Origin of the sequence: Robertmurraya massiliosenegalensis JC6 (genome assembly GCF_000311725.1) — a bacterium.
GTDB lineage: Bacteria > Bacillota > Bacilli > Bacillales > Cytobacillaceae > Robertmurraya > Robertmurraya massiliosenegalensis.
In genome coordinates this window covers 831,214-856,523 of record NZ_HE978511.1, presented here as the reverse complement: position 1 = coordinate 856,523, position 25,310 = coordinate 831,214, and the positions used below count along the sequence as shown (strand labels likewise).

General features: G+C 38.1%; 30 protein-coding genes and 1 tRNA gene. 20 read left to right on the top strand and 11 right to left on the bottom strand.

The window, feature by feature from the left end; all coding sequences use genetic code 11:
* Positions 1-3: 3 nt before the first annotated feature.
* Positions 4-582 carry a CYTH domain-containing protein gene (locus tag BMSHG_RS04365; RefSeq protein ID WP_019153221.1) on the bottom strand — a complete coding sequence of 193 codons (579 nt, stop codon included), beginning with the start codon at positions 580-582 and terminating at the stop codon, positions 4-6.
* 105 nt (positions 583-687) lie between these two features.
* Between BMSHG_RS04365 and BMSHG_RS04360 the strand changes: the two genes are divergently transcribed.
* From BMSHG_RS04360 to BMSHG_RS04345, 4 genes are all read left to right on the top strand, one after another.
* Positions 688-1,056 carry a UPF0738 family protein gene (locus BMSHG_RS04360; protein WP_019153220.1) on the top strand — a complete coding sequence of 123 codons (369 nt, stop codon included), beginning with the start codon at positions 688-690 and terminating at the stop codon, positions 1,054-1,056.
* 90 nt (positions 1,057-1,146) lie between these two features.
* Complete coding sequence (locus BMSHG_RS04355; protein WP_019153219.1) at positions 1,147-1,782, top strand: GTP pyrophosphokinase; 636 nt, start codon at positions 1,147-1,149, stop codon at positions 1,780-1,782.
* An 82-nt stretch (positions 1,783-1,864) separates the two neighbouring features.
* Positions 1,865-2,659 (top strand): NAD kinase, encoded by a 795-nt coding sequence (locus tag BMSHG_RS04350; RefSeq protein WP_019153218.1) that lies wholly within the window; start codon positions 1,865-1,867, stop codon positions 2,657-2,659.
* Positions 2,660-2,710: 51 nt separating this feature from the next.
* A complete protein-coding gene (locus BMSHG_RS04345) occupies positions 2,711-3,595 on the top strand; it encodes an RluA family pseudouridine synthase (protein WP_019153217.1) in 885 nt (294 codons plus the stop codon).
* Here the strand turns inward: BMSHG_RS04345 and prpE are convergent.
* Complete coding sequence (gene prpE, locus BMSHG_RS04340; protein ID WP_019153216.1) at positions 3,592-4,332, bottom strand: bis(5'-nucleosyl)-tetraphosphatase PrpE; 741 nt, start codon at positions 4,330-4,332, stop codon at positions 3,592-3,594. The two genes, BMSHG_RS04345 and prpE, sit on opposite strands and share 4 nt — an antisense overlap.
* Positions 4,333-4,614: 282 nt before the next feature.
* Here prpE and BMSHG_RS04335 point away from each other — a divergent pair, with 282 nt between their 5' ends.
* The 3 genes from BMSHG_RS04335 to BMSHG_RS04325 all read left to right on the top strand — a co-directional run bounded on the left by BMSHG_RS04335 (position 4,615) and on the right by BMSHG_RS04325 (position 8,088).
* The gene (locus tag BMSHG_RS04335) at positions 4,615-6,465 is read left to right on the top strand and encodes a monovalent cation:proton antiporter family protein (protein ID WP_019153215.1); all 1,851 of its coding nucleotides are present in this window, start codon (positions 4,615-4,617) and stop codon (positions 6,463-6,465) included.
* 120 nt (positions 6,466-6,585) lie between these two features.
* Positions 6,586-7,356: an enoyl-ACP reductase FabI gene (gene fabI / locus BMSHG_RS04330; RefSeq protein ID WP_019153214.1), complete on the top strand. Its 771-nt coding sequence runs from the start codon at positions 6,586-6,588 to the stop codon at positions 7,354-7,356.
* A gap of 186 nt (positions 7,357-7,542) precedes the next feature.
* Positions 7,543-8,088, top strand: coding sequence for a CotO family spore coat protein (locus BMSHG_RS04325; protein ID WP_019153213.1), 546 nt, complete (start codon positions 7,543-7,545; stop codon positions 8,086-8,088).
* 87 nt (positions 8,089-8,175) lie between these two features.
* Here BMSHG_RS04325 and BMSHG_RS04320 read toward each other — a convergent pair whose 3' ends face one another.
* Positions 8,176-8,670 (bottom strand): CotY/CotZ family spore coat protein, encoded by a 495-nt coding sequence (locus BMSHG_RS04320; RefSeq protein ID WP_019153212.1) that lies wholly within the window; start codon positions 8,668-8,670, stop codon positions 8,176-8,178.
* Positions 8,671-8,804: 134 nt separating this feature from the next.
* On the opposite strand from BMSHG_RS04320, the gene BMSHG_RS04315 reads away from it, so the two are divergent.
* The 8 genes from BMSHG_RS04315 to BMSHG_RS04275 all read left to right on the top strand — a co-directional run bounded on the left by BMSHG_RS04315 (position 8,805) and on the right by BMSHG_RS04275 (position 13,445).
* Positions 8,805-9,155, top strand: a complete 351-nt coding sequence (locus BMSHG_RS04315) for a DUF1360 domain-containing protein (protein WP_019153211.1) — start codon at positions 8,805-8,807, stop codon at positions 9,153-9,155.
* 398 nt (positions 9,156-9,553) lie between these two features.
* A complete protein-coding gene (locus BMSHG_RS04305) occupies positions 9,554-10,024 on the top strand; it encodes a YhcN/YlaJ family sporulation lipoprotein (protein WP_019153209.1) in 471 nt (156 codons plus the stop codon).
* Between the two features lie 14 nt (positions 10,025-10,038).
* Positions 10,039-10,503, top strand: coding sequence for a stage V sporulation protein AC (gene spoVAC / locus BMSHG_RS04300; protein ID WP_019153208.1), 465 nt, complete (start codon positions 10,039-10,041; stop codon positions 10,501-10,503).
* Positions 10,503-11,519 (top strand): stage V sporulation protein AD, encoded by a 1,017-nt coding sequence (gene spoVAD / locus BMSHG_RS04295; protein ID WP_019153207.1) that lies wholly within the window; start codon positions 10,503-10,505, stop codon positions 11,517-11,519. Before spoVAC ends, spoVAD begins: the two co-directional genes overlap by 1 nt.
* 21 nt (positions 11,520-11,540) lie before the next feature.
* The gene (gene spoVAE / locus BMSHG_RS04290) at positions 11,541-11,897 is read left to right on the top strand and encodes a stage V sporulation protein AE (protein WP_019153206.1); all 357 of its coding nucleotides are present in this window, start codon (positions 11,541-11,543) and stop codon (positions 11,895-11,897) included.
* 96 nt (positions 11,898-11,993) lie between these two features.
* Positions 11,994-12,128 carry a YjcZ family sporulation protein gene (locus tag BMSHG_RS27355; RefSeq protein WP_019153205.1) on the top strand — a complete coding sequence of 45 codons (135 nt, stop codon included), beginning with the start codon at positions 11,994-11,996 and terminating at the stop codon, positions 12,126-12,128.
* A gap of 158 nt (positions 12,129-12,286) precedes the next feature.
* Complete coding sequence (locus BMSHG_RS04280; protein WP_019153204.1) at positions 12,287-13,063, top strand: SDR family NAD(P)-dependent oxidoreductase; 777 nt, start codon at positions 12,287-12,289, stop codon at positions 13,061-13,063.
* 127 nt (positions 13,064-13,190) lie between these two features.
* Entirely contained in the window at positions 13,191-13,445 is a 255-nt protein-coding gene (locus tag BMSHG_RS04275) for a stage VI sporulation protein F (RefSeq protein ID WP_019153203.1), read from the top strand.
* A 37-nt stretch (positions 13,446-13,482) separates the two neighbouring features.
* Here BMSHG_RS04275 and BMSHG_RS04270 read toward each other — a convergent pair whose 3' ends face one another.
* Positions 13,483-15,759 (bottom strand): UvrD-helicase domain-containing protein, encoded by a 2,277-nt coding sequence (locus tag BMSHG_RS04270; RefSeq protein ID WP_019153202.1) that lies wholly within the window; start codon positions 15,757-15,759, stop codon positions 13,483-13,485.
* Positions 15,760-15,885: 126 nt separating this feature from the next.
* Between BMSHG_RS04270 and BMSHG_RS04265 the strand changes: the two genes are divergently transcribed.
* Entirely contained in the window at positions 15,886-16,161 is a 276-nt protein-coding gene (locus tag BMSHG_RS04265; protein WP_019153201.1) for a hypothetical protein, read from the top strand.
* 6 nt (positions 16,162-16,167) lie between these two features.
* Here the strand turns inward: BMSHG_RS04265 and BMSHG_RS04260 are convergent, their stop codons facing one another.
* The 4 genes from BMSHG_RS04260 to BMSHG_RS04245 all read right to left on the bottom strand — a co-directional run bounded on the left by BMSHG_RS04260 (position 16,168) and on the right by BMSHG_RS04245 (position 18,743).
* Positions 16,168-16,845: a DUF421 domain-containing protein gene (locus BMSHG_RS04260; RefSeq protein ID WP_019153200.1), complete on the bottom strand. Its 678-nt coding sequence runs from the start codon at positions 16,843-16,845 to the stop codon at positions 16,168-16,170.
* Positions 16,846-16,922: 77 nt separating this feature from the next.
* On the bottom strand, positions 16,923-17,363 hold the full coding sequence (locus BMSHG_RS04255) for a GNAT family N-acetyltransferase (RefSeq protein WP_019153199.1): 441 nt from the start codon (positions 17,361-17,363) through the stop codon (positions 16,923-16,925).
* 6 nt (positions 17,364-17,369) lie between these two features.
* Positions 17,370-17,882 carry a YjcG family protein gene (locus BMSHG_RS04250; RefSeq protein WP_019153198.1) on the bottom strand — a complete coding sequence of 171 codons (513 nt, stop codon included), beginning with the start codon at positions 17,880-17,882 and terminating at the stop codon, positions 17,370-17,372.
* A gap of 132 nt (positions 17,883-18,014) precedes the next feature.
* Complete coding sequence (locus BMSHG_RS04245) at positions 18,015-18,743, bottom strand: alpha/beta hydrolase (protein WP_019153197.1); 729 nt, start codon at positions 18,741-18,743, stop codon at positions 18,015-18,017.
* A 196-nt stretch (positions 18,744-18,939) separates the two neighbouring features.
* On the opposite strand from BMSHG_RS04245, the gene BMSHG_RS04240 reads away from it, so the two are divergent.
* The 3 genes from BMSHG_RS04240 (at position 18,940) to BMSHG_RS04230 (ending at position 22,582) form a co-directional block, all read left to right on the top strand.
* A complete protein-coding gene (locus tag BMSHG_RS04240; RefSeq protein WP_019153196.1) occupies positions 18,940-19,959 on the top strand; it encodes a TAXI family TRAP transporter solute-binding subunit in 1,020 nt (339 codons plus the stop codon).
* Positions 19,960-20,106: 147 nt separating this feature from the next.
* Entirely contained in the window at positions 20,107-20,634 is a 528-nt protein-coding gene (locus BMSHG_RS04235) for a DUF1850 domain-containing protein (protein WP_019153195.1), read from the top strand.
* Complete coding sequence (locus BMSHG_RS04230; RefSeq protein ID WP_019153194.1) at positions 20,624-22,582, top strand: TRAP transporter permease; 1,959 nt, start codon at positions 20,624-20,626, stop codon at positions 22,580-22,582. The genes BMSHG_RS04235 and BMSHG_RS04230 overlap by 11 nt, the downstream gene beginning before the upstream one ends.
* A gap of 46 nt (positions 22,583-22,628) precedes the next feature.
* Here the strand turns inward: BMSHG_RS04230 and BMSHG_RS04225 are convergent, their stop codons facing one another.
* The gene (locus tag BMSHG_RS04225) at positions 22,629-22,850 is read right to left on the bottom strand and encodes a hypothetical protein (RefSeq protein ID WP_019153193.1); all 222 of its coding nucleotides are present in this window, start codon (positions 22,848-22,850) and stop codon (positions 22,629-22,631) included.
* 172 nt (positions 22,851-23,022) lie between these two features.
* On the opposite strand from BMSHG_RS04225, the gene BMSHG_RS04220 reads away from it, so the two are divergent.
* A tRNA-Val gene (locus BMSHG_RS04220) sits at positions 23,023-23,095 on the top strand.
* Positions 23,096-23,308: 213 nt separating this feature from the next.
* Here BMSHG_RS04220 and BMSHG_RS04215 read toward each other — a convergent pair.
* Together BMSHG_RS04215 and BMSHG_RS04210 are read right to left on the bottom strand one after the other, a co-directional pair.
* Positions 23,309-24,166: a dimethylarginine dimethylaminohydrolase family protein gene (locus BMSHG_RS04215; RefSeq protein ID WP_019153192.1), complete on the bottom strand. Its 858-nt coding sequence runs from the start codon at positions 24,164-24,166 to the stop codon at positions 23,309-23,311.
* A 212-nt stretch (positions 24,167-24,378) separates the two neighbouring features.
* Positions 24,379-25,287: an EamA family transporter gene (locus BMSHG_RS04210; protein ID WP_019153191.1), complete on the bottom strand. Its 909-nt coding sequence runs from the start codon at positions 25,285-25,287 to the stop codon at positions 24,379-24,381.
* Between the last annotated feature and the right edge of the window lie 23 nt (positions 25,288-25,310).

Below are 25,310 nucleotides of genomic sequence, written 5' to 3'. Positions count from 1 at the left end.
GTTTTAGTCTTTAAACTTTGCTTGATAAAAGCGGCGAATCTTGTTATCAGTAGGTCTTTGAGGAATATCAAGCTGCTTCAAAAGCCTTTCGAAGCGTTCCTTGCCTAATTGATAATCATGTACTTCATATTCTAACTCATAATCGTATTGATTTAAATAGGTACTATAATCTAAAACGATTAAACCGTCCTCAAAAACCTTTTCAGCCCTTTCAGTCGTGAGTGTGCCAAATAATGTAAGCTGTTCTAAAGGGATGTGTAAGCTTACTAATCGTTCTTTAACAGGACCATCTTTTATATGGAGATTCTCAAGGATCTCTTTCGCTTCAGGGGCGGTCAGAATTTGATTCGTTTCCAGCAAACCTTCTGAATGTGGTTCCTTTAAAGTGAATTCATATTTCCCATTTTTGGCTCTGATCCTTAAAGCGCATCCTCTTTCTTTTAATAAGAATTGAGGCGTATCAAAATAGTGATTGTCCTGCTTTACAAACATCGACTCGTCTATGTTTAAGAACTCTTTTAAAAGGGTAAATTCTGTTTCTGTTAAAAGATTTTTAAATTCAATTTCAATGTTTTGCGACATATCTTTCACCTTTCCTTGCAGATGTAATACAAGAATAACATGTTTGTTCCATTATGTGATAAATCTTCGTTTATGATAGAATATGTTTGTATAGGAGTTGAAGATATGAGAGAAAAAATAAACGTAGTTAGTGCTACAATCAAAAATGAGAAAGAGCTTTATTTGAAGGTAAACCCAGAAATTAAGATTGAACCATTACAGCCTTTAGGGCAAATGCTTGTCGATTCAGATGAGACTTCTTTTATTTACTTGCTTGAAAAAGATGATGAATATACATATTTAGGCATAAAAGAAGAGATTTGGACCTTATTAAAAAAGGGCATGGAAGAAAAGTACACAGTATATTTGACAAATGATTCTGGTCAATGTGAACTCTCCTCTTTTTATGATGAATTGGAATATCTGGTTGAGAATATAAAAGGGAATGGCAACTATGGTGAAGAAATGGTCACGAAGGTAGAAGCTTGTTTTTAAGTCTTCTATTCTTCATCCGTCAAGTAGAGAAAGAGAGTGTCCTATATTAGCACTCCGAGTAGAAAAATATCGGATGAGGTGAGACATACTGTGAAGCACTGGGATCAGTTTTTAGCACCCTATAAGCAAGCGGTGGACGAATTGAAAATCAAATTAAAGGGAATGCGTGGGCAATTTGACTTAACTTCAAATCATTCACCTATTGAGTTTGTTACAGGAAGAGTAAAGCCGATTGCTAGTATACTTGATAAGGCGAACCAGAAGGGGATCCCTTTAGATAAATTAGATACGGAAATGCAAGACATAGCTGGTTTAAGAATGATGTGTCAATTTGTTGATGACATTGAGCCCGTCGTGGAATTACTTCGAAAAAGAAATGACTTTGAAATCGTAGAGGAACGCAATTATATCTCTCATAAAAAAGCGAGTGGCTATCGCTCTTACCATGTCGTGATTCGGTACCCTGTTCAAATGATTTCAGGCGAAAAGAAAATTCTCGTTGAAATCCAAATTCGTACGTTAGCGATGAATTTTTGGGCGACGATCGAACATTCGTTGAATTATAAATATAAAGGGCAGTTTCCAGAGGATATCCTCCATCGCTTACAAAGAGCAGCAGAGGCGGCTTTTCGCTTGGATGAGGAAATGTCTCTTATTCGTGGAGAAATCCAAGATGCTCAAGCTTTTTTTACAAGAAAAAAAGAACTAAAGCACGACGGTAAGTGAGGCAAGGAATAAATGGAATTACCTTGAAATTGACTAAGGCTTTGCGAAAGCACTAATCCTATCAAAAGAGGAGCCAGTAAAAATGAATTTTGCCATTACTTCAAAAGGGGATTCAAAATCAAATACATTGATGCATAAGATGAGATCCTATTTGCTCGATTTCAAGCTCGTCTATGATGAGGATAATCCTGATATTGTCATCTCTGTTGGCGGTGATGGAACCCTATTATACGCATTCCACCGCTATAAAAGTAGATTACATAAGACAGCGTTTGTTGGGGTCCATACAGGCCATCTAGGATTTTACGCTGACTGGTTGCCAGATGAAATCGAAAAGCTTGTGATCGCCATTGCGAAAACGCCATTTCAGGTTGTAGAATATCCTCTTCTTGAGGTGATCATTCGTTATTCCCATGGCGGAAAGGAAAATCGCTACTTAGCTTTAAATGAATCGACGGTTAAAAGTGTGGATGCCACTTTAGTGATGGATGTAGAAATACGGGGGCAGCATTTTGAACGATTTAGAGGCGATGGCCTTTGTTTATCAACTCCATCTGGAAGTACAGCCTATAATAAAGCATTAGGTGGGGCGATCTTACATCCTTCCATACCGGCGATACAGCTTGCGGAAATGGCTTCGATAAATAATCGAGTCTTTCGTACGGTTGGCTCTCCACTTGTGTTACCTGCCCATCATACTTGTATGCTAAAGCCTGTTAACGGAGCAGATTTTCAGATTACGGTTGATCATTTAACCTTGCTTCATAAGGATGTAAAGTCGATTCAGTTTCGAGTAGCAGATGAAAAAATTCGCTTTGCCAGATTTAGACCATTTCCTTTTTGGAAACGGGTGCGCGATTCATTTATTTCAGATTAATGGAAAGTCTTCTTCACGGAGAAGACTTTTTTTTAGATAGGAGCCATTACATTGTCCAGGTTTACCCTTCATTGGAAAATAGAAAGCGTGAATCAAGGAAAGTTAGTGAGAGATTTTTTAAAGGAAAAATCGATCTCAAAAGCGGCCCTAACAGATATTAAATTTGCTGGTGGACGGATTACCGTGAATGATATTGAGGTCACGGTACGTAAGCCGCTTCAAGAAGGAGACCGCCTTACAGTAGAGTTTCCAAATGAAAATAGAAGTGAGTCTCTCGCTGGAGAGGAGATTCCATTGGAGATCGTTTTTGAGGATGAGTATGTTCTCATTGTCAATAAACCGGCTGGAATTGTGACGATTCCATCAAGAGAGCATCCAACTGGAAGTCTTGCCAACGGAATTGTCGGCTATTATGAGAAAATGAACCATGTTGCAACTGTCCATATTGTCACAAGACTCGATCGGGATACGTCTGGTCTCGTTTTAATAGCTAAGCATCGTCATATTCATCATTTATTAAGTACGCAGCAAAAGCAGGGACTTGTCAAAAGAACGTATGAGGCTTTGGCAACAGGTGTGTTTTCACAGAAAAAAGGGACGATAGAGGAACCGATTGGACGAAAAAAAGATAGTATTATCGAAAGGGAAGTACAAGTTGGTGGGCAATATGCCTGCACGCATTATGAAGTATTGCAGCAACAAGAAAGCTTCGCCCATGTAAGACTTAGGTTAGAGACAGGTCGGACACATCAAATTAGGGTCCACCTATCTCATCTTGGTCATCCGTTAATAGGAGATGATTTGTACGGAGGGGCTGTCGGACAAATGTTTCGCCAAGCTCTGCATTGTCGGAGTTTATCTTTTATCCATCCGCTAAAGGAAGAACCTTTGTTTTTTCAATCATCCCTTCCTGAAGATATGACAAAGCTTCTTTAATCGATTTCTTTGAATTTTTCAGCGATATATGGCATTGAAGATGGGACAGATACGATCGACATCTCTGGATATCGTAGAGCCGTAAGTTTGCCACCAAAAACAGCTCCAGTATCGATGTTATATGTATGATTGAGAATACGAGGCTCACGTACTGGAGTATGACCATAAACAATCGTTGCCTCTCCTTGATATAGTTTTGCCCAGTCAAGCCGCACGGGAGAGCCATCTGGATGTTTCTCGCCAGTTATATCCCCATACAAAACAAAGGTTTTTACCTTTGAGTGATATTTCCCGATATAATCAGCACGAATTCCAGCATGGGCAATGACAAGCTTCCCATTATCTAATACATGATATAACGGATTTTCTTCGTATAACTCGATAAACTTCCTGCGAATTTGTTGCTGTTCCTTCTTATCAAGCTCTTCGTATTCAGCTACCGTTGTTTCTAAACCATGGGTGACTTGAACTTTATTGCCGAGAAAATACCGGTATAGTTTATTACAATGATTGCCTGGCGTATAGTAGGCATTTTTCTCCTTCATGACAAGTTTCCAGACGACTTCGATCACTTTTAATGACTCGGGACCTCGATCGGTTAAATCTCCAACAAAGGCAAGCTTTCGTTTGTGAGGATGATCGGGAAATCCTTCCGTCCAATCATATCCCAGCTTTTTTGTTAACTCTTTAAATTCCTGATAGCAGCCATGAATGTCACCAATCATATCAATATTCATCTTCGTACTCCTTTATTTAAAAAAAGCTCTTACTAGATAGTATGAACAAAACGAATAGATACATAAATGAAATAAGAAAATAAGGGTAACTAAACAAGCAATGTAAAATGTAACAACCTAAATAGTTGCATCATCTGTAAAAGCTTTAGTAACATTTATACATGCATCAGTCATATGTTTGAACGTTCACAAGGTTCCATACATTAAAAATTCTTTTTTTAAGAAAGTGGAGAATAAATGGGGGCGCCATTCAATTATTTTAAATGTTTAGGGGGAGTGTAAATGGAACATGGTGCGTCCGTAGCATCTTTAGTTATTGTTATCATTGTCGCATTTTTAACACCGCTGTTTTTACATCGGTTAAAGCTAGCCTTTATACCCGTTGTTGTTGCGGAAATTATAGTGGGACTTGTAATAGGAAAAAGTGGATTTAATCTCGTTCAAGATGATATGTGGCTAGAAACGTTATCAACACTTGGATTTATCTTTTTAATGTTCTTAAGTGGTTTGGAAATTGATTTCTCCGCATTTTCAGGGAAAAAGAAAAAAGAAAAGCTTCCGAATGGAAAAGATGAGCCAAACAGCTTTCTCGTTGCGTCGATTGTCTTTATCGGTATATTCGCTGTGTCTTATGGTCTATCTTATTTATTTGTACTCGCTGGCATTATTGAAAATGCTTTTCTAATGACGTTAATCATTTCTACGATTTCATTAGGTGTCGTGGTGCCAACGCTTAAAGAAGCACATTTGATGAAAACAGGGATCGGACAAATTATCCTTTTAATAGCAGTGATTGCCGATCTAGTAACAATGGTGTTACTGGCTGTCTTTGTTTCTCTTTATGATGGGGGACAAGGGAATACATGGTTATTGCTCGTATTATTTGCGGCAGGAATGTTGCTGTTCTTTGTTGGAAAGAGGTTCAAAAATAATAAGCTACTTGAAGCAATGTCTACAGGTACCATTCAAATTGGGACAAGAGCTGTGTTTACGCTCATTATCTTACTTGTAGCCATTTCAGAAACAGTGGGTGCGGAAAATATTTTAGGAGCCTTTTTAGCGGGTGTGCTAGTATCACTGCTCGCACCAGATCAAGAGTTAGTACATAAGCTTGATTCCTTTGGATACGGCTTTTTAATCCCGATCTTCTTCGTAATGGTTGGGGTAGACTTAGATATTTGGCAGTTATTTGGCGATCCGAAGATGCTGATGCTCATTCCGCTTCTTTTAATTGCTTTATTAGTGTCAAAATTAATCCCAGTTGCTGTATTGAAAATATGGTTTAATACGAAAACAGTCATTGCTGCTGGATTTCTATTAACTTCCACTTTGTCATTAGTCATTGCGGCAGCGACGATTGGGGAGAGAATGGGTGTGATCACATCTGAAATGAGTGGAACGCTCATCTTGGTAGCTGTTATTTCATGTGTCTTAACACCGATTCTCTTTAAAAATTTTATGCCAAAAGAAACAGTTACAGAGAAGAAGTTAAAAATCGCTTTTATTGGGGCAAACCAATTAACATTACCCATTTCACGAGAGCTTAAATCCTCTCTCTATGATACGGTTATTTATCATACAAAGCAGGAAAAATCTGAATCGCAAATTGCAGATTCATTGTTCGAGGTAAATGAAATTGGGGATTTTACCATTTCTGCATTAGAAAATACGGAAGTCTTTTCTGCTGATATTGTGGTCGTTTCAACTGGTGATGATAAAATTAATGCAACACTTGCGATTGCCGTCAAAGAAAAAGGCATTGAACGGGTGATCGTCCGAATCGAAAGCCCAGACTTAGAAGAAGGACTGAGAGAAAAAGGGGTAGAGGTTTACTCTGTTTTTAATTCTTCAAAGGCATTATTACGTGCATTGATTGAGTCACCGAGAGTGATGAATATTTTAACGAATCAAGATACAGCCTTATACGAAATTCGCTTGTTGAACGAAGCATTTGATGGGATGACGGTGAGAAGATTTCCATTTACCGGCGATATCATTTTTGTCCGTATCTTCCGTGGCAAGGATTCTATCGTTCCACATGGAGATACAGAATTACAATTAAATGACCGTCTCATTGTTACTGGGACTAAGGAATATGTCGATGAATTAAAACGAGAATTAGAAATGTTGTAAGGGACAAGAGAAGGGCAGTAATACGAGAAATTGGTATTGCTGCTTTTCTTTTTGGAAAAAATCAGTTAGAATTAGTATCAGGTTCTAATAACTTGTAATAATGATACAGGAGGTAACAAAATGACTCTTTCATTAGAAGGAAAAAATATAGTGGTTATGGGAGTAGCAAATAAACGAAGCATCGCTTGGGGAATTGCTCGTTCATTACACAATGCTGGAGCGAGATTGATTTTTACATATGTAGGGGAAAGACTTGAAAAAAGCGTAAGAGAATTAGTGGACACATTAGAGGGAAATCAATCTCTTATTTTACCTTGTGATGTAACTGTTGATGAAGACATTGCAAAATGCTTTGCAACGATTCATTCTGAAGTAGGAACCATTCACGGGGTAGCTCACTGTATCGCGTTTGCGAACAAGGAAGAATTACAAGGTGAGTATATGAATACAACACGTGATGGCTTTTTACTCGCTCATAATGTTAGCTCCTATTCGCTAACTGCAGTAGCAAAAGTGGCTAGAGAGTACATGACAGAAGGCGGAAGCATTGTTACACTTACTTATTTAGGTGGGGAAAGAGTCGTCCAAAACTACAATGTGATGGGCGTTGCGAAGGCTTCGTTGGACGCAAGCGTGAAGTACTTAGCCAATGACTTAGGACCACAAGCAATTCGTGTAAATTCCATTTCTGCTGGTCCAATCCGTACCCTTTCTGCAAAAGGGGTAAGTGATTTTAATTCAATTTTAAAAGAGATTGAAGAACGCGCTCCATTACGTAGAACGACAACACCTGAAGAGGTTGGAGATACAGCATTATTCCTTTTCAGTGATTTATCAAGAGGAATGACTGGAGAAAACCTTCATGTTGATTCTGGATTCCATATTTTATAATTAAAGGCTGACTGCACCTTATTGTTGGACAAGTTCTGACAAACAGAGGGTGCAGTTTTTTTGTTCATACGAACAAGATGTAACAGCGAAATTGTTACATTCATATCTATCTTTCTTTCTTGGAAACGAAATCAACGCTTTGGCATACATATAAAATGAATCAATTGTATGTGGAGGTGTAATATTTTGAGCAAGGAACAGAAGAAAAAGGATCCTCTACTCTTTATACAGCAGTCACCATTTAAACCGCTAAAAGGGAATATGCAGGAAACGTTCTCTTTAAAACAAGCAATGAAGAATGACTCAAAACCTAGCGGAGAAAAGATGCCAGCTGAAGGTGGGGAAAAGAAAAGAAGAAGTAAAGGTTCGTTTGAGCAAGAAGAGGAAGCCATCTTTGGAGCACCAAGTCATGATGAAGTAGGATTATCAGCTAAGGAAGTACAGCAAACAATCGAAGGCTATGAAAGGAAAGCAAAGGGACATGAACATGGTTTTTCTTTTCAAAGGCTGAAGCCATTTAAAGAAATGGACGTAGAAGAAAAGCTAGATTACTTAGCCAACTTTCCTCGACAATTGCCACCAGTGCCGTGTTTGTTTCAAACGGAAGGGAAAGCAGTACGTGGGATATTGAAGGAGAAGAACAATCGAGAAGTAATCGTTAAGCTTTTTGATCAAACAGAATCTACTATCCTTATTAAAGATTTGGTGGAAGTAAGAATGGTCGGTCTGTAAAAAAACGCATTCAATATGAAATGGAAGAAGTGTCTAGCCTAAAGACTAGACACTTCATTTCAACAAATCCATATGCCATCTTAATCATTAGTCTTCGCAAATGTCTAAGTCAACATCAGCAACGCATTGGATAGCGCAGAAGCAGCTTAAGTCAACAGTAACACAGTCATTTGTTGCTCTAAAGCCTTCTACTTGGCAAATCTTACCTAAATCGATGCAGCTACCATGAGTTAAATCTACTGCTTCTCCGTTTTTAACCGGTTTAATGACACGTAATGTTGCACAGCAGTTGTCAAAGACCTCTTCAACTCGGAAAAAAATGGATACGCATGCACATTCGTCATGTCTGAAGAATGCATGGAAAGGAGACCCATCCGCTGTTTTTAATGAGAAGACACGAGTATCTACTCTTTGTCTTTTACCCGGTTTAATTAAAGAACCAAGTGGTTCCTGGAAACAGTTAGTAGGACATTCACAAACATCTTCGGCAGCATCTTGGATGTCTTTTATAGCGCGGACAACTTCGCATACACAATTGCCAGTGCTAGTGCCTAGTACGTCGTCTTTTTTTCCACAACCCATTCGTTATTCCTCCTTATTTTCTTTAGAAGTAATATTACATTAATAACATATTGCTATAGAGGCATTTGGGTAACGGACAAACGCCTTATTTCCTAAAAATAGGCGGGAAAATATCATGTTGAAGGATGGATGAAATGCTTATATCCTGGATGGAATTAATCGTTATTTCACTTGCTAGCTTTCGTCTGACCCGTTTAATTGTCTTTGACAAAATTACGGAATTTATCAGAAGTCCTTTTTTTGTGGAAGAGGTTGAAGTAAATGAAAATGGGGAGGAAGAACTTTACTATGTTCCAAAAAGTGGGGGAATCAATCACTTTATCGGAGAATTATTAAGTTGTTATTGGTGTACGGGAATATGGTCTGCGGCAGGATTATGTCTTTTTTATCTGCAATGGCCAGCATTTGCCACTCCATTTCTCCTCATCTTAGCAGTTGCTGGTATTGCCGCTATTATCGAAACGATCATTCAGCGTTATTTGTGAAAGAATTCCTAACTTTTTTTCGAAATTAGGTCATGCACATATACAGGCATTGCAAATTTGCATAGATTATCATAGTGGTACCCACATATGCTCGATATAAGGCCCCTTTAGACGTGGTGAAATACATTTATGATGGGAGAGAGAATGAATGAGAATACAAAGTACGAACCCAAATCTTACATTGAAAAAACAGCAACCGAAACCGACGAAAAGAAAAAAAGGTTGTGGCTGTGGAAAGAAAAAAACAAGATAAAACAAGACTTTATTTACAGTCTGCTAATGGATATTAGCAGGCTTTTTTAATGTTACAGATATTGGAAGTGTGCAACGATTCATAAATTAAGGGGAAGTCGTGGAAAATAAAAACAATATAAGATGATGTAGAGGATGGGGATGGAATGAGGAAAATACTGCTTACATATTTTCTCGTTATGGTCACGTTTTTATGTGCATGCAACAATGATGGACCGAAGGGAAGTGGGATTGCATTAGTAAAAACAACAAATCCTGCTCCACTTTCTTTTGAAAGAAATACAAAAAAGGAAATGGATTTGGTCAAGTCCATTGAGCAAGACGTTGAAGGGTTTAAGGAGCTTTATGATGTTTCTGTCTTAAAAGGGGAAAAGGATATCCTCGTCGCCTATAAAGTAAGACATTTACATCGATATCATATGAAGGACATTGAAAAAAGAATGAATAAAAAGCTTGAGGAAAAATACCCTGATGAAAATTTCATTGTCTCAAGTGATTATAAGATATTCCTTGAGGCAGTGGAGCTTGAAGATAATTTAAAAGATCCGAATTTTTCTCAAGAAAAAGCGGAGAAAAAACTTCAAGAAATTATCAAAATGAAGAAAGAGTTAACTTGAAAGGGGCTTAGTTCATGGGGGAGAAGACAAAAGAACAACAACAATATCAATCCCTAGAAAAAAAACATGAAGTAAAAAGACCGGTATTAAAAAATTGTATAAAAGCGTTTATTGTTGGTGGGCTTTTTTGTGTAGTAGGACAAGCGATTACCTATTTTTATATTTATTTCTTCAATTTCACTGAACAAACGGCTGGGAATCCGACTGTGGCAACGATGGTTTTTATCTCCATGCTTCTAACTGGATTTGGCATTTATGATCATATTGGTCAATTTGCAGGTGCTGGTAGCGCGGTTCCTGTTACTGGTTTTGGTAATGCGGTCATCTCGGCAGCTATTGAACATCGTACAGAAGGCTTCGTGTTAGGAGTAGGAGGAAATATGTTTAAATTAGCAGGTTCGGTCATTCTATTCGGTGTTTTTTCTGCTTTTATTGTCGCATTAATCAAAGTCCTACTCATGAAATGGGGGGTGATCTAATGCGTAGAGGAAAGCAGTCTTGGGTGTTTCCGAACAAACCGGTTATCGCCTCTACTGGAGTGTCCGTTGGTCCATTTGAAGCAAAAGGAAAATTGGCAAAAGACTTTGATATTATTCATGATGATCTTTGGATGGGGGAAGACTCCTATGAAAAGGCCCAACGTGTATTGATGGAAGAAGCGGCACAAACAGCTCTTCAAAAAGGCAATAAAACAAAAGAGGATGTACAATTTTTTATTGCCGGTGATTTAATTAATCAGATTACCCCTTCGAGTATGGCGGCAAGAACAATTCAATTACCGTATATCGGGATCTTTGGTGCTTGTTCCACGTCAATGGAAGGACTTGCACTTGCCTCTTTTTTCATTAATTATCAAGGGGCTGATTACGTCTTAACTGGTGCATCCAGTCATAATGCTGCGACAGAAAAGCAATTCCGTTATCCAACAGAGTATGGGGGACAAAAGCCACCAACTGCTCAATGGACGGTGACTGGGGCCGGGGCTGCATTAGTGAAGAAAAACGAAAATGAAAAAGGGATGCCTGTTACGACCTCTGCCACCTTGGGTAAAGTCATTGATTTAGGAATGACAGACCCCTACAATATGGGCGGAGCGATGGCACCAGCAGCGGCAGATACCATTACTGCTCATTTTAATGATCTCAATTTGGATCCTTCTTATTATGATTTAATTGTTACAGGTGACCTTGCAAAAATAGGCAGAGAGGTCACGTTTGAGTTACTGCAAAAAAATGGCTTAAATATCGAATGGGAGAAATTTCAGGACTGTGGCTTAATGATTTATAACGATGAACAGCCCGTTCAAGCTGGAGCGAGTGGAGCTGGATGCTCTGCCAGCGTTTTATATGGACATCTTCTTAATGAAATGCAAAAAGGTACCTATAAAAGAATTCTCATGGTAGCGACAGGAGCGCTGTTATCCCCGTTAACCTATCAGCAAAATGAGAGTATTCCATGTATAGCACATGCAGTATCAATAGAAATGAATGGATAAGAAAAAAAGGAGGTTATCTTCTTGTTACCAATGTTTTTTTGGGCATTCGTGGTTGGAGGGCTCTTTTGTGTAATCGGCCAATTACTATTTGATGTGGCAAAATTAACGCCGGGACATACATTAAGCTTGCTTGTCGTCTTCGGCGCCATACTTGATGGCTTAGGTTTATATGAACCATTGGCAGATTTTGCTGGTGCAGGAGCAACTGTTCCGATTACGAATTTTGGCAATACGCTTGTACACGGGGCATTACAAGAAGCTGAAAAACATGGCTTAATCGGAGTGTTAACAGGGATGTTTGAAGTAACAAGCTCTGGAATTTCTGCTGCGATTGTCTTTGCTTTTATCGGGGCGTTAATTTTTAAACCAAAAGGATGAGCATATTACATCAGCGGAATCTATTAAACAGCCTATACACTTTTTAAGTCCTGTACATATGTTACTAGTGAGACCGTATAAAGCGAGGTGACATATATGGGCTTCGGATGTGGCTTTGGTGGCTATGGCTATGGCGGTGGTTACGGAGGTGGATACGGCGGATCATCTTTCGTTTTAATCGTCGTGTTATTTATCCTATTAATCGTAGTAGGCGCTAGCTTCTATAACTAATGAAAAAAGAAAGAAATGCCGTTTCATACAGAAGCGGCATTTCTTTTATTTGTATTTAACGAATGAATATTATGAATTTTCAGCAAAATAATTGAATAATTTGATGAAAGGAGTATAGTAGAGATACAAAATTGGTTATAAAAGGGGTGCTGGGTAAAATGAGATTTTCTCAAACGATTGCCCTCATTACAGGGGCAGGAAGTGGTATTGGCAAGGAAGTTGCGCTCAAACTGGCAGAAGAAGGAGCAAGAGTTGTATTAGTGGGACGAACGAAATCTAAGTTGGAAGCGGTTGCGGCTGAAATTAATCAAAAGAAGAGAATACCGATGGCTGAAATTTTTCAAGCGGATGTAACAGATGAGGAAGATGTACAAGAGCTTTCTGACTATGTCCGTATTCATTTCGGAGATCTTCATATTCTAGTAAATAACGCAGGTGGTCTGCAAAATTCAAAAATACTAGAAACAACGGAGGATGACTGGGATTATATTCAAAATGCTAATTTAAGGAGTGTTTTTCTTGTTTCGAAAATATTAGGGAATTTCATGGTCACGAAGGCAAAAGAAGAAAATGGTTTACAGGGTCGTGCAATTGTAAATGTAGCATCCCTCTCTGGACATCAGGCAGGTGCTCTTATGCCTCATTATAGTGCAGCAAAAGCAGGAGTGATTAATTTTACAAGGTCACTTGCCTTAGAAGTAGCTCCATATGGGATTCGAGTAAACTCCGTTTCTCCAGGATTTGTCGATACTCCTTTAACAGAGAAAGGCTTGGAAAATGAGAAATTTGTGAAGACGATTAAGGAAAATACAGCTCTAGGGAGAATAGGGAAAGCTTCTGAAATTGCCAATGTCATTGCTTTTGTTGCATCCGATGAAGCATCCTATATGACAGGTAGTGATGTGCTTGTGGACGGTGGCTGGCTTATTAAATAGCTTTTAAGCAAAATGGATGAAATCTATAAATCTATGAAATATGCCTTTCTTTTACTTTTCATATCACCCTTCTGTAACTACATTCATAAAATGTAAGTAGCTTAAAAAGGAGGCGTAGTTTCACAAAATGGATAATCAATTCTTTAAAAATATCGAAAAGAAGACGGGCGTAAATATGAAGGATGTCTTTGACTTAGCTAATTCGTTACAAGGGGCAAACTTCAAGGATGAAAAAACGGTACGTAACGTGATCAGAAGAGTATCACAAATTGCGAATAAACCAGTAAATAAGGAAACAGAGGATAAAATTGTTAAGTCAATTGTCAGTGACGGGAAGCAGTTGGACTTCAATACGATTTCAAAAATGCTTAACAAGAGATAGTACAAAAAAGTCGCTCAAAAATAGGAGCGACTTTTGTCTATTTCACTGGACTTAAAAAACGAGAAGGATGAGCACTTTTGCTGCGCCGTTTTTGTGGGACAGAGAGATATAATTGTTCCATTGCTCTAGTGATGGCGACATATAGCAAGCGTCTTTCTTCTTCTAAAGGAGCAAGATCACCGTTGCGGAAAGAATCGAGTGCGAAATCATGGGGGAGACTTCCATCGACTGTACTAACCACGTAAACAATTTTATACTCCAAGCCCTTTGAACGGTGTATTGTACTCAAAGTAAGAGCATTATTTAGTGTTTTACTGATATTCTTCATTTCTTTATTCATCGCTGTCATATGGTTAACATGGTCTAAAAACTCAAGAATCGTTTTGAAACCACGTGCGGCAACCTTTAAATCACGAACATCGTCAGAACCCTTGTCAAGCTTATTTCCTTCATTGCCTCTTTTCTTAATAAAGTCCCCATAGCCTAGTTCTTTTTCAAGGATTTCCATTGCTGTGAGTGGTGATAGCTGATGCAAAGAACGAATGACAGGAACTAGTTTTTTTAACTTCTTTTCCTGAAAAGCAAAGCCTGTTTTTAATTGACTGACACATTCAAGTAAAGAACAGTCGTTAAGAATGCTCTCAGCCTTTAAATCCTGGAGTACATTATTTTTCACGAAAAGGACGGGAAGGATGGAGCGAATGGCCTCTTGATCATCCTCATTTAAGGCAAGCCTGAGAAAAGAAAGCATTCCTTTGACGATAAAGCGTTCATAAAATGGTTCCACATCCTGATCTATTTTGAACGGAAGACTGGAATTGGTTAATCTTTCAAAAATCGCCCTGCTGCTTGTATTGGTTCGAAATAAAACCGCAAAATCGCGGGGCTCGTAGCCTTGTTCAATTTTTTCTTGAATATCTTGAACGATCATGGTTGCTTCTTCTTCCTCATCATAAGGGAAGAATAAAACAGGGGATCTTTCAGAAGAAAATTGGGCATGCATTTCCTTATATCGACGCTCTTTATTCTTTTTAATGATCGTATTAGCTGTTGTCACGATTTCATGACTTGAGCGATAGTTTTCACTTAAGACAATGAGCTTTGAATTCGGAAAATCTTTTTCAAAATCAAGCAGGTAATGAGGGTCACTGCCTCGAAATGAATAAATAGACTGATCGTCATCTCCAACTGCACAAATATTTTTCGAAGATGATAGCATGCGAATCAATTCGTATTGCACCTTATTGATATCCTGAAACTCGTCAATAAGGAAATAGCGAAAACGCTTTTGGTAACTTTCAAGAAGGGAAGGGTTCTCTTGAAGAAGTTGATAGCAACCAAGAAGCATATCATCGAAGTCAAATAAGCCTTTTTCACGTTTCGTCTGTTCATAAAACTGAAAGAGAAAGGCGACCTTTTCCTCCCATGGGGTTTCAGGCTTAATTTGCGAAGGAAGGACTAATGAATTTTTCCAAAATCCAATTTGTTGCAATGCTAGATCGTAAGCAAATTCCTTTTCATCTAACGCCAACTCCTTACCACCCAATTTTATGATTTGTTCCTTTTGCCACTCTTTTTTTAATAATTTTTCAGAACTCCATTTATTTCGCTCATGAAAAGACAAAATGCGATAAAAAATACTGTGAAATGTACCAGCCAATAAAGACTGACTTTGTTGCTGATTGACGCCTGGATATTGTTTTAAACGGTTTTTCATTTCCAGTGCTGCTTTAGCGGTAAATGTGACAAGCATGATCGAGCGCGGATCGACATTTTTCTCTTGAATCATGAAGGCTGTTCGCGCCGTTAATACTCTCGTTTTGCCACTTCCGGCTCCGGCAAGGACGAGCAATGCTCCTTCCATATGGGAGACGGCCTCCATTTGATTGGCATCTAGGGAAAAACCGTGTTCTTTCAAGGTTTGAATATAAGAACTAGATGTTGAGAGATCAGCTTTCGTTTCTTTTATAAATATTGGAGCCGTTTTGACTTGCTGAGGAGATTTGAACTCTGTTTGCTGTTGGACCGTTGTAATTGTGCGGGAAACGGGAATTTTAAATCCATTCCGCTCTACGTATTCCATTTCATCTTTAGTGGATTCGCGTTCTGGCAGCTCTGGTTCCTGACAGTTTGTATGTTTGGTCATATGGAAAAAGTGAGGCTGCTTTTCAATGCCTAAGTAGAAGCGAACAGGGTCACCACAAATTGGACAGTGGAGCTTCCCTTTTTTTCCTTCATCATGAACCCATTGAAAATGTTCTCTATTTAGTTGTTCTGTGGCGATTAACTTGTTCTCTAATACAGCTGTTCTCATCATTTTCCCCTTTAATCTAACTTTCTTCATGTCCATTTTTATAAAGTACAGACAAAATTTATCATAACAAATCGTATATATATTCTAAAGAGGTTTTCGTGAATTTTATTGAAAGAGGTGATTAATATGGGTTATATCCCTCCTACAACGAACTATCAATATACGCAGTATGCCGAAAGAGAAGTAAAAACGAATTATGATCCGTTTCAGATTTTTCCCGTTGGGAGAACAAGAGCTACAGCCAACACAAGTGAAGAGAAGAGACTTGATAAAGGGAAAAACTTAAGGAAAAGATTAAATAAAAATAGCTCCTCGGTTCAGGAGCTAGCAAAAGAAAATATGGTCGAAGAAATTTATAGCGAACTCACTGGCAAAGGCCGTTATTTTAATGAAGTAGTCTAGGAGAAGTTAGTACTTTTGAATAAGTAATTCTTCTCCTTCTTGCCATTCGGCATAAAGGACTTCCTTTGAGGAGTGAAATCCCAATTTTTTTATTTCAGATAAAAGTTTGTCTTCATCCCATTTAATGAACTGAAGATTATCCTTTTCAATTTCTCCATCTAAAATTAATGTAACGGGCAACTTGACCGGTGAGTGAGGCAGGTTCATGTCTCGAATGGTGACGTTAGAATAGCCAGATTTTTTTAATACACTAATGGAGCCATCGGTTTCTAAAATGGCATACTCGCACTCGCGAATGGAGAAGATCTCTCTTGAGCGAAGCAAATGTTGAAGTTGATTGATATCTAAGCGCGTTTTCTTCAATGCAACGTAATCAATTTTTCCCTTGCGAATGACAATGGTTGGCCGTCCCTCTAATAATTTTCTAAGCCCTTTCTTTTTCTGGGTTAATACTTCTGTTAAAAAAATGAGAAGCCCCCAAACGACGACAGCATAGATGACTTTTTGAAATTTAATGTCATCATCGTAGATAGCATTTCCAACTAACTCTCCCAAAATTAAGGCAGAGATAAAGTCGAAAGGGGTAATTTGTGTAATTTGTGTCTTCCCCATTACTTTGGTCAAAACGAATAGAGCAATATATCCTAGAATCAGTTCAACGAGAATTTGTATATAATCATCCACGAGATTCCCTCATTCCCCATCATAATCATTCATTAGTATGAGAAACAAGAAGGAGAAATATAAAAAAAAAGAGCCTTTTAAGCTCTTTTATGTTCAAAAATGTATTTCACCATTGATTTATGAGGAATACCTGCATCAAGAAATTCTTCTGATACGACATCATATCCTAAACCTTCATAAAAAGGGATGGCATGTGTTTGGGCATTTAGTTTAAGTTTTTCGATGCCTTCTTTTTTTGCGTATGCTTCGATGCCTTCCATGATGGCTCGTCCAGCCCCGCTTTTGCGCTTGTGTTTGAGGACGCAAATTCTTTCCACTTTGCCGTAACCTTCTACGACACGAAAGCGTCCAGCACCAATAGACTCCCTGTCATCCTGAAGAAGAAAATGTGCCGATTCTTCTTCAAGATCATCAATTTCTTCTTCTAGAGGTACATTTTGCTCATCAACAAAAACGACTTTTCGAACTTTATAAACTTCTTCTAATTCTTCATTATTCGTTACATGTATTAAATTCAAGATTCTCTATTCCTTTCCTAAACGAAATGTTTCATATACGGTCCAAGAGCCGTTTTCAAGCTGATAAAGAAGGTGAAAGCGATCCACTGTTTCTTCGTGATTGACTGCTTGAAGTCTTAGTGAACCAAATACATCTGAATGTTCATCATTAGAGAGATTTTGTCCAACCGTGATATGTGGAACAAACGCATATTCAGATGTGCTATTGCCAACGATAGAAGTTACTGCCTCTTGAAGATCGACAATTTCAGGTTCTGGCGTCACTTTCATATAAATGACATTATTAACGGGTTGAAATGAACTAAACTTCGTTACCTTTATTTGAAAAGGTGAAAATCTTTGTGCGGTTTGATGTAATTGTTCAGCAATTTCCTTGATATCCGTATCATTCACTTCGAACGTACTTTTTAACGTGATATGAGGGGGAATCAAGGCGTAATGTGGATCATATCTTTTTCGAAAAGAATTTGCTTTATCTTGTAAAGCTTTGGATGGGAAAATAACAATTCCGTATTTCATTGCATAACCTCCAAAATTTGATCATTTATCAGGAACATACGCTACTACCATTTTCTTGAAAACGTTTCATATTTTTATTATAGCAAACAATGGGGGGCATTTCTCAAATAGAATGTTTGCTCTATTTAAAAATTAGGTAGGAAGCATCAACTTAAGGGCACGTTTTAGATCTGGTTGCCAATAGGTCCAAGTGTGACTTCCTTCGAATTCTTCATAAAAGTATGGAAAGGCTTTACTTTCAATCACAACATTCAAATCCCGATTCGGAGTGAGGAAATCTTCTATTTTGTCTGCTGTTGTTTTCACTTCAGTCTCTTGCTTGCCAATGATATGATAGATCGATAGTAAATGAGGCTGGTCAAAATTTGTCACTTCTTCTAAGACCTTTTCATTGACGTATGGTGACTGCAGCATCACTTTTCCAAATGTATGAGGGAATTTTAATGCCGCTCTTAATGAGACAGTTGCAGCAAGCGAATCTCCGATTAACGCACGCCCTTGGCCCATTTGATAGGTAGGAAACTGTTCGTCGAGAAAGGGCACAAGCTCTCTAGCAAGAAAACGTATGTATGCCTCATTTTGCTCTCCATTTGGATGATACTTTTTGCGTCGGTCTTTTACATCATGATAGGGGATTCCGACAACAATGATATTTTCAATCTCTCCATTCTTTAGAAGTTCTTCAGTTGTTCTTCCAATACGACCAAGCTGGAAGTAATCTCTTCCGTCTTGTGCAATGACTAATGTATATTTATATAAAGGGGAGAATGATGCTGGTAGATAAATTAAGATTGGAATCGTTTCATGTAACTCCTTACTCTCAAATGAAATTTCTGTAATTCTCCCTTTGGCAAATTCCATGCGAGTCCCTCCTTTTTTTACCTTGAACAATTCAGAAGTAATTACAGAAAATTGTACCATAGCTGATAGAGAAATACATTTTTAAAAGAATTAGAGCTGGATCATGAGGGGGGTGTGTTATATAAGTTGACAATAATAGATAATTCTGTGATAAAATAAAATCGATTAACTCTAAATAAAAAAAGGGGGAAAACGAATGAAAAAGAAGCAATTTCTTTTACTGACAGTTTTAATGTTGGCGTTATCAATGTTTTTAGCCGCATGTGGTGGTGGAGACAGTGAAGAAGGTAATGGCACTGATAATGGTGGAACGGATTCAGGTGATCAAGCTGGTGAAGAAAACGCAGATCTTCCAGATTTCATGAGTATTTTAACAGGTGGAACTGGTGGTACATACTATCCACTAGGTGGGGCGTTTGCGAGTATTATTAAAGAAGAAACTGGTATTGATACAAACTCAGAAACATCTGGTGCTTCTGCTGAAAACATGACAACATTAAAAAATGGTGATGCAGAAATTGCCTTTACACAAACTGATATTGCTTCTTACGCAGCGGAAGGAAAAGCGATGTTTGAAGGAAATGCAGTAGAAAATGTCCAAGCAATTGGTACATTATATCCTGAAACCATCCATATTGTTACGACTGCAAAAACAGGTATTAAATCTGTTGAAGATTTAAAGGGTAAGAAAGTTTCCATCGGTGCTCCTGGTTCAGGAACTGCGTTAAACGCAGAACAAATTCTTGAAGTGTATGGATTATCGATTGACGACATCGAAAAGCAAGATCTTGATTTCGCTGAATCTACTGATGGAATCCAAGATGGAGCAATTGACGCTGCATTTGTTACAGCAGGTTCACCTGCTGGTGCTGTTGAAGGTTTATCAGCTACTTCAGATGTTGTTATCGTGCCACTTGACGAAGACAAGATTGAGGCATTAAAGGAAAAATATCCATACTATGTCAATGATGAAATCCCAGCTGGAACTTACGGCTTAGCAGATCCTGTTCCAACGGTTGCGGTTTCAGCCATGCTTGCAGTTGTGGATAGTTTGTCTGAAGATGCTGTTTATCAAATTACAAAGGCCATCTTTGAGAACTTAGATAAAGTACAACATGCAAAAGCGGAAGTAATTGATCCTGCTAAAGCTAAAGAAGGTACTGGTATCGAGATTCATCCAGGTGCTCAAAAGTATTTTGATGAAAAAGGATACTAAAGCTAAATAGGACTTTGTTTAGCAGCTTCAAATAATTTAAAAAATGACCGGCTGTATAATCTCTTTTCGAGGTTCATTAGCCGGTCAACTTATCTTTTAGAGAACAGTTTTCTCTAAAAAAGACACCATTTTATAGGTGGGGTTTACGTGAAAAAGAAACACAGAAAAGGTATCATCTTTTTAGTACCCCTCATAATTTTGTTCATCACAATTCTTGTATTCATTCCATTTAAGCAGGTACTCGTATTTGAATACGAAAATACAAAAGAAGTACTTGCCTACATCCCTTTAAAAAAGGAACAAGCTTTTAAAATTAAATATACCCATTCGATCCATCTTTCTGACGTTCTCGAAAGTTACAAGATTATAAAAAATGGGAATATTCAACAATATGAATTGATGTTCGAAGATTTTGCAATCGGAATGCCGTCTAATGCTTCAGAAGGTGAGACTTTTGAAGAGATTGATGGGAAATATTATATAAGAAATATGAAACAAACTTTTCCTTATATTGATCTTCGCACCGGTCAGGTTCGAGCAAATCATCGAGTGATCTTTCAGTCCAATGAATATTCTCTTTCAGACTATATAGAACCAGGGACATGGGTGCGTATTAAAATGAGGAAGCTGAGCGTTATTCAGCAATTGAAAGGAGTGAACATCATTGAGTCATAATGGGGAAACATTGTCACAGGAAGAACAACAGAAATTACTAGAAAAATATGATCCTGAATCGAATACGAGAAATTTAAGTGGAATATTTAAGTGGATCGTTTTTCTTGGGTTATTATCCTTTTCATTATTCCAGTTGTATACGGGAATCTTTGGTGTGTTAACGGCTCAATTACAGCGTTCTATCCACCTAGGATTTGCTTTATCTCTTATCTTCTTGCTATTTCCAGCAAGAAAGAAAAATCGTGGAATTCAAACAAAACCAGCATGGTACGATATCGTTTTGGCGATTGCCGCCATCGTCGTTGGTGCTTACTGGCCACTGATGATCGATGATTTAGTTTCAAGGGTCGGAATTATTACACAGTTAGACTTTTATGTTGGGGTTGCAGCGGTGCTACTCGTACTTGAAGCAACGAGGCGAGCTGTTGGAATGCCGATTACGATTATCGCAGGACTCTTTTTGTTATATGCTCTTTATGGACCACAAATGCCTGGTTTCTTAGCACATAGAGGGTTGTCACCAGAACGTTTAATTCAAACAATGTTCTATACAACAGAAGGGATTTTGGGAACACCATTAGGCGTGTCCGCTACATTTATTTTCCTGTTCTTATTATTTGGAGCATTTTTAGTGAAAACGGGAGTAGGACAATATTTTAATGACTTAGCTGTTTCGATTGCAGGAAAGCAAACAGGTGGTCCAGCGAAGGTTGCGATTTTCTCCAGTGCCTTGCAAGGAACCATTAGCGGAAGTTCTGTGGCAAACGTTGTTACTTCCGGATCATTTACCATTCCAATGATGAAAAAGCTTGGTTATAAGAAAGAATTTGCTGGTGGAGTTGAGGCAGCTGCTTCAACAGGAGGCCAGTTAATGCCACCAATCATGGGAGCAGCTGCGTTCTTGATGGTGGAATTTATCGGTGGAATTACGTATTGGGAAATCGCTAAAGCTGCTGCGATTCCTGCGCTATTATACTTTACTGGAATTTGGATCATGACACACTTTGAAGCAAAGCGAATTGGATTACGAGGCTTAAAGAAAGAAGAAATGCCAAATCGTAAAGAAGTGTTGAAGAAGATCTATTTATTAACACCGATATTAGCAGTTATTGTTCTTTTAATGACTGGAATGAGTGTCACGCGTGCTGCTCTTTGGTCGATCGTGATCACGATTTTAGTAAGTGCGATTCGTAAGGAAACTCGAATTGGCTTTAAAGATATGATTAATGCACTAGTAGATGGCGCAAGAACGGCCCTTGGCGTTGCTGCAGCCACTGCCGCAGCGGGGATTATCGTCGGAGTCGTGACAAAAACTGGCTTAGGATTAAAGCTTGCGAATGGTTTATTAGACTTAGCAGGCGGTGCCTTAATTCCAACTTTAATGCTGACAATGGTAGCCTGTATTGTACTAGGAATGGGTTCACCAACTACAGCAAACTATGTCATCACATCTACGATCGCAGCTCCAGCTATCATTTTACTAGGAGTTCCTGATTTATCTGCTCACCTTTTCGTATTCTATTTCGGAATCGTCGCAGACATAACGCCTCCAGTTGCATTAGCAGCGTTTGCTGCAGCAGGGGTGTCAGGAGGAGAACCGATCAAAACAGGGGTCAACTCGGCAAAGCTGGCGATAGCCGCATTCATCATTCCATATATGTTTGTGCTCTCACCAGAATTGCTGATGATCGATACGGTTTGGTATCATCTAATCTGGATTGTCTTTACAGCGATTGCTGGTATGATGGCCATTGGTTCAGGGATTATCGGATTCTGGCAAAGAAAGTTACACTGGCTAGAACGAATTCTTGGGGTTGTCGGTGGTCTCATGTTGATTTATCCTGAGGGAATGTCCGATGTTATCGGAATGGTGTTATTTCTGATCCTAGTTGCTTTACAATTTTTTGTTAAAGGAAAAGGTAAAGCAAAACCAGAAATGGCAAACTAATTAATGCAAAGAAAGGAAGTTCTCGATTTGAATGAGAGCTTCCTTTTTAGCTAATTTCTCGTTGAAATGTCCGTACGGGCATCACGGATAAAATCTGCTCTGACTTAAAAATACGAGTTTGCTTTCGTAAATAGCAATATGCTCGGATTTTTGACCCGATTATTTCTTTCACAATAATTTTTCGTTGTGTAATTTGATTGGAAGAAGAAATATAAATCATTTCAACAGGAATCTGCTCATTTAGAGATTTCGTTAGTAAATGACTCATGAAGTTTCACCACTTTCTGTTTAAATGCAAATTGCATCTTCTTGTTCTTATTATATGCGAACTTATGTTCTTTATTCAAGAAAATTAGAATATACGTTCCAGTTTTGTGAAAAATAAAACCTATTGACAAATTATTTTAGACAAGTATAATAATATCTATACTTCATCAAACGATCTGTTAGCTCAGCTGGGAGAGCATCACCTTGACAGGGTGGGGGTCGGGGGTTCAAGTCCCTCACAGGTCATCTATTAAAAAGGCTCAAACCTTTGTGTATCAAAGGTTTGGGCCTTTTAATGTACAGAGAATTTTAGTTCGAAATAAAAATTTCTAAATTAAATGAAGTAGAGAAAACATTAATCCACCGTTTATTTAAATTGCTCAAATTCTTCATACATATAGTTAAAAATTAAAACAACCTCACCTTGTAGCGGTCTGTAGGTTGTTTATGTAGTTATTTTTACATTTCTCGTAAGATTGGGAGTGTACAGCAGCGGAAGGAGCCGCCAGATTTAATGATTTCTGTGATATCCACTTCTATAACTTCAAATCCTCGGTTACGAAGCTGTTTGTTTACATTCCTATTGACCGGCAAACTTAATACCCGTTTGTTGCCAATACTCAATACATTTGTTCCCAGTTGAAATTGTTCTTCTTCCGACACTTCAATTAATTCATATCGTGAAGCAAAAAGTTCGATGTCATCTTTCGTTAAGGCATTTGGATAAATAAGGGCAACTTCAGATGAAACTACATTGAATACACAATCTAAATGCAGGTATTTTTCCTTAAATGGGATGGGAATAACATTGAATTGACTTAAAAGACGCTGTAATTGTTCAACGGCTCTTTGGTCCGTCCGATTGCTCAAGCCTACGTAAATTGTTTCTCGATCAATCACAACATCTCCGCCTTCAATCCGTTCTTCTGCTAAATTATAATAAGAGATTTCTTCATCTTCTAGCCATTGTTTTAAAACATTTTCTTCTCCTGCACGAATATCCGTTGCCATCTTAGCAACAAAGATTGTTTGCCCTAATGTAAATCCAATATCCCGAGTAAAGACCTGCTCAGGATACTTTTTATGATAAGGCAATAATATAACGTCGATGTCATTTTTCTTTAGTGTTTTGACAAATTCCCCGTGCTGTTCGAGCGCACGTTCAATATGGATACCTTCATTCTTAAAATGCTCCTGCGTCTCATTAATTACTTCGCGGATCGTCATGTATTGTGGCTGACAAAGGATTACTCGTTTCAATACGTCGTATTCACTCATGCATAAAGTCTTGTTGTGTGTCTCTGGGTTTTCTGTCATTGTTTTACTTCCTGTCTTCTTTTTTAAGAATAGGTTTTCCTAAACGATCGTTATTATTTATAAACATGAAGATAAAAACGAATAATGGGGAAGGTAAATAGAATGAATTTGAAATCTACTGTTGAATAATGTGAATGAAGATATAGAGGTTGTTGTTTTTCAAAAAGATATCAGTAACAATAAAGGGCAGTACCCATAAGGGCACTGCTCCATCACGAAACGGATTTCTTTTGTATACTAACGGATTCTGTTCTATCTTTTCGTGTCAAATTGCTCGAGGCAATCCCAATTAATATGATGACAACTCCGAGCCATTGTGAAAAACTTACATACTCAACTAAGATTAATGCAGATAATGTTACAGCTACTGGAAGCTCAGAGGCAGTTAAGATTGTGCCAAGCCCTGGCCCGATATGAGGCATTCCAATTGAGAATAAAAGTGGTGGTAAAGCAACTCCAAACAAGCCGAGTAATAAACCATATGGCGCTATCCCCATTAAGACAGGCAAATCAAATAGAAACATTGGTGGATATACTATAAGCACGACCATTAATCCACCAGTAGATAAGAAAGCACTTTTCATGACAGGTGGAGTATTTTTTCCGACAGAACTGCTTAGAAATATAAAAGTTGTAAACGTCAAAGCCGAAAGTAGCCCCCAAACAGACCCTTGCAAAGATAGTACAACTTCACTTTTTGTAATTAAGCCTGCTGCTAGAAGTGAGCCAATTATAAGAATGCAAATTGAGGTGATTTTCCCTTTTGTTGGTTTTTTCTTATTGAAAATCCACTCGAAAAGCGTTCCGATCCAAACAAATTGAAATAAAAAAATGATTGCTAGTGATGCATTTAGCGTCTGTAGCGCTTGATAATAAAATACACCAGTCAAACCAAACGGAATTCCAGATAATAGTAGTCTGAAAGCTTGCTTTAAAGTTATTTTTTGCTTCTTTGTAAACAAAACTAACACCCAGGTAAGTAATACCCCAAATAAATATTGGCTACCAGTTACTACTGTCACCGAAAAATTTGCTGCATAAGCAAGCTTGACAAATGTAGACAACACCCCATAGCAGCATCCACCTAAAAAAACAATTAGTGCATATTGCCAAGTTTTCATTTTTTCTCCCCCTTTTTTACACA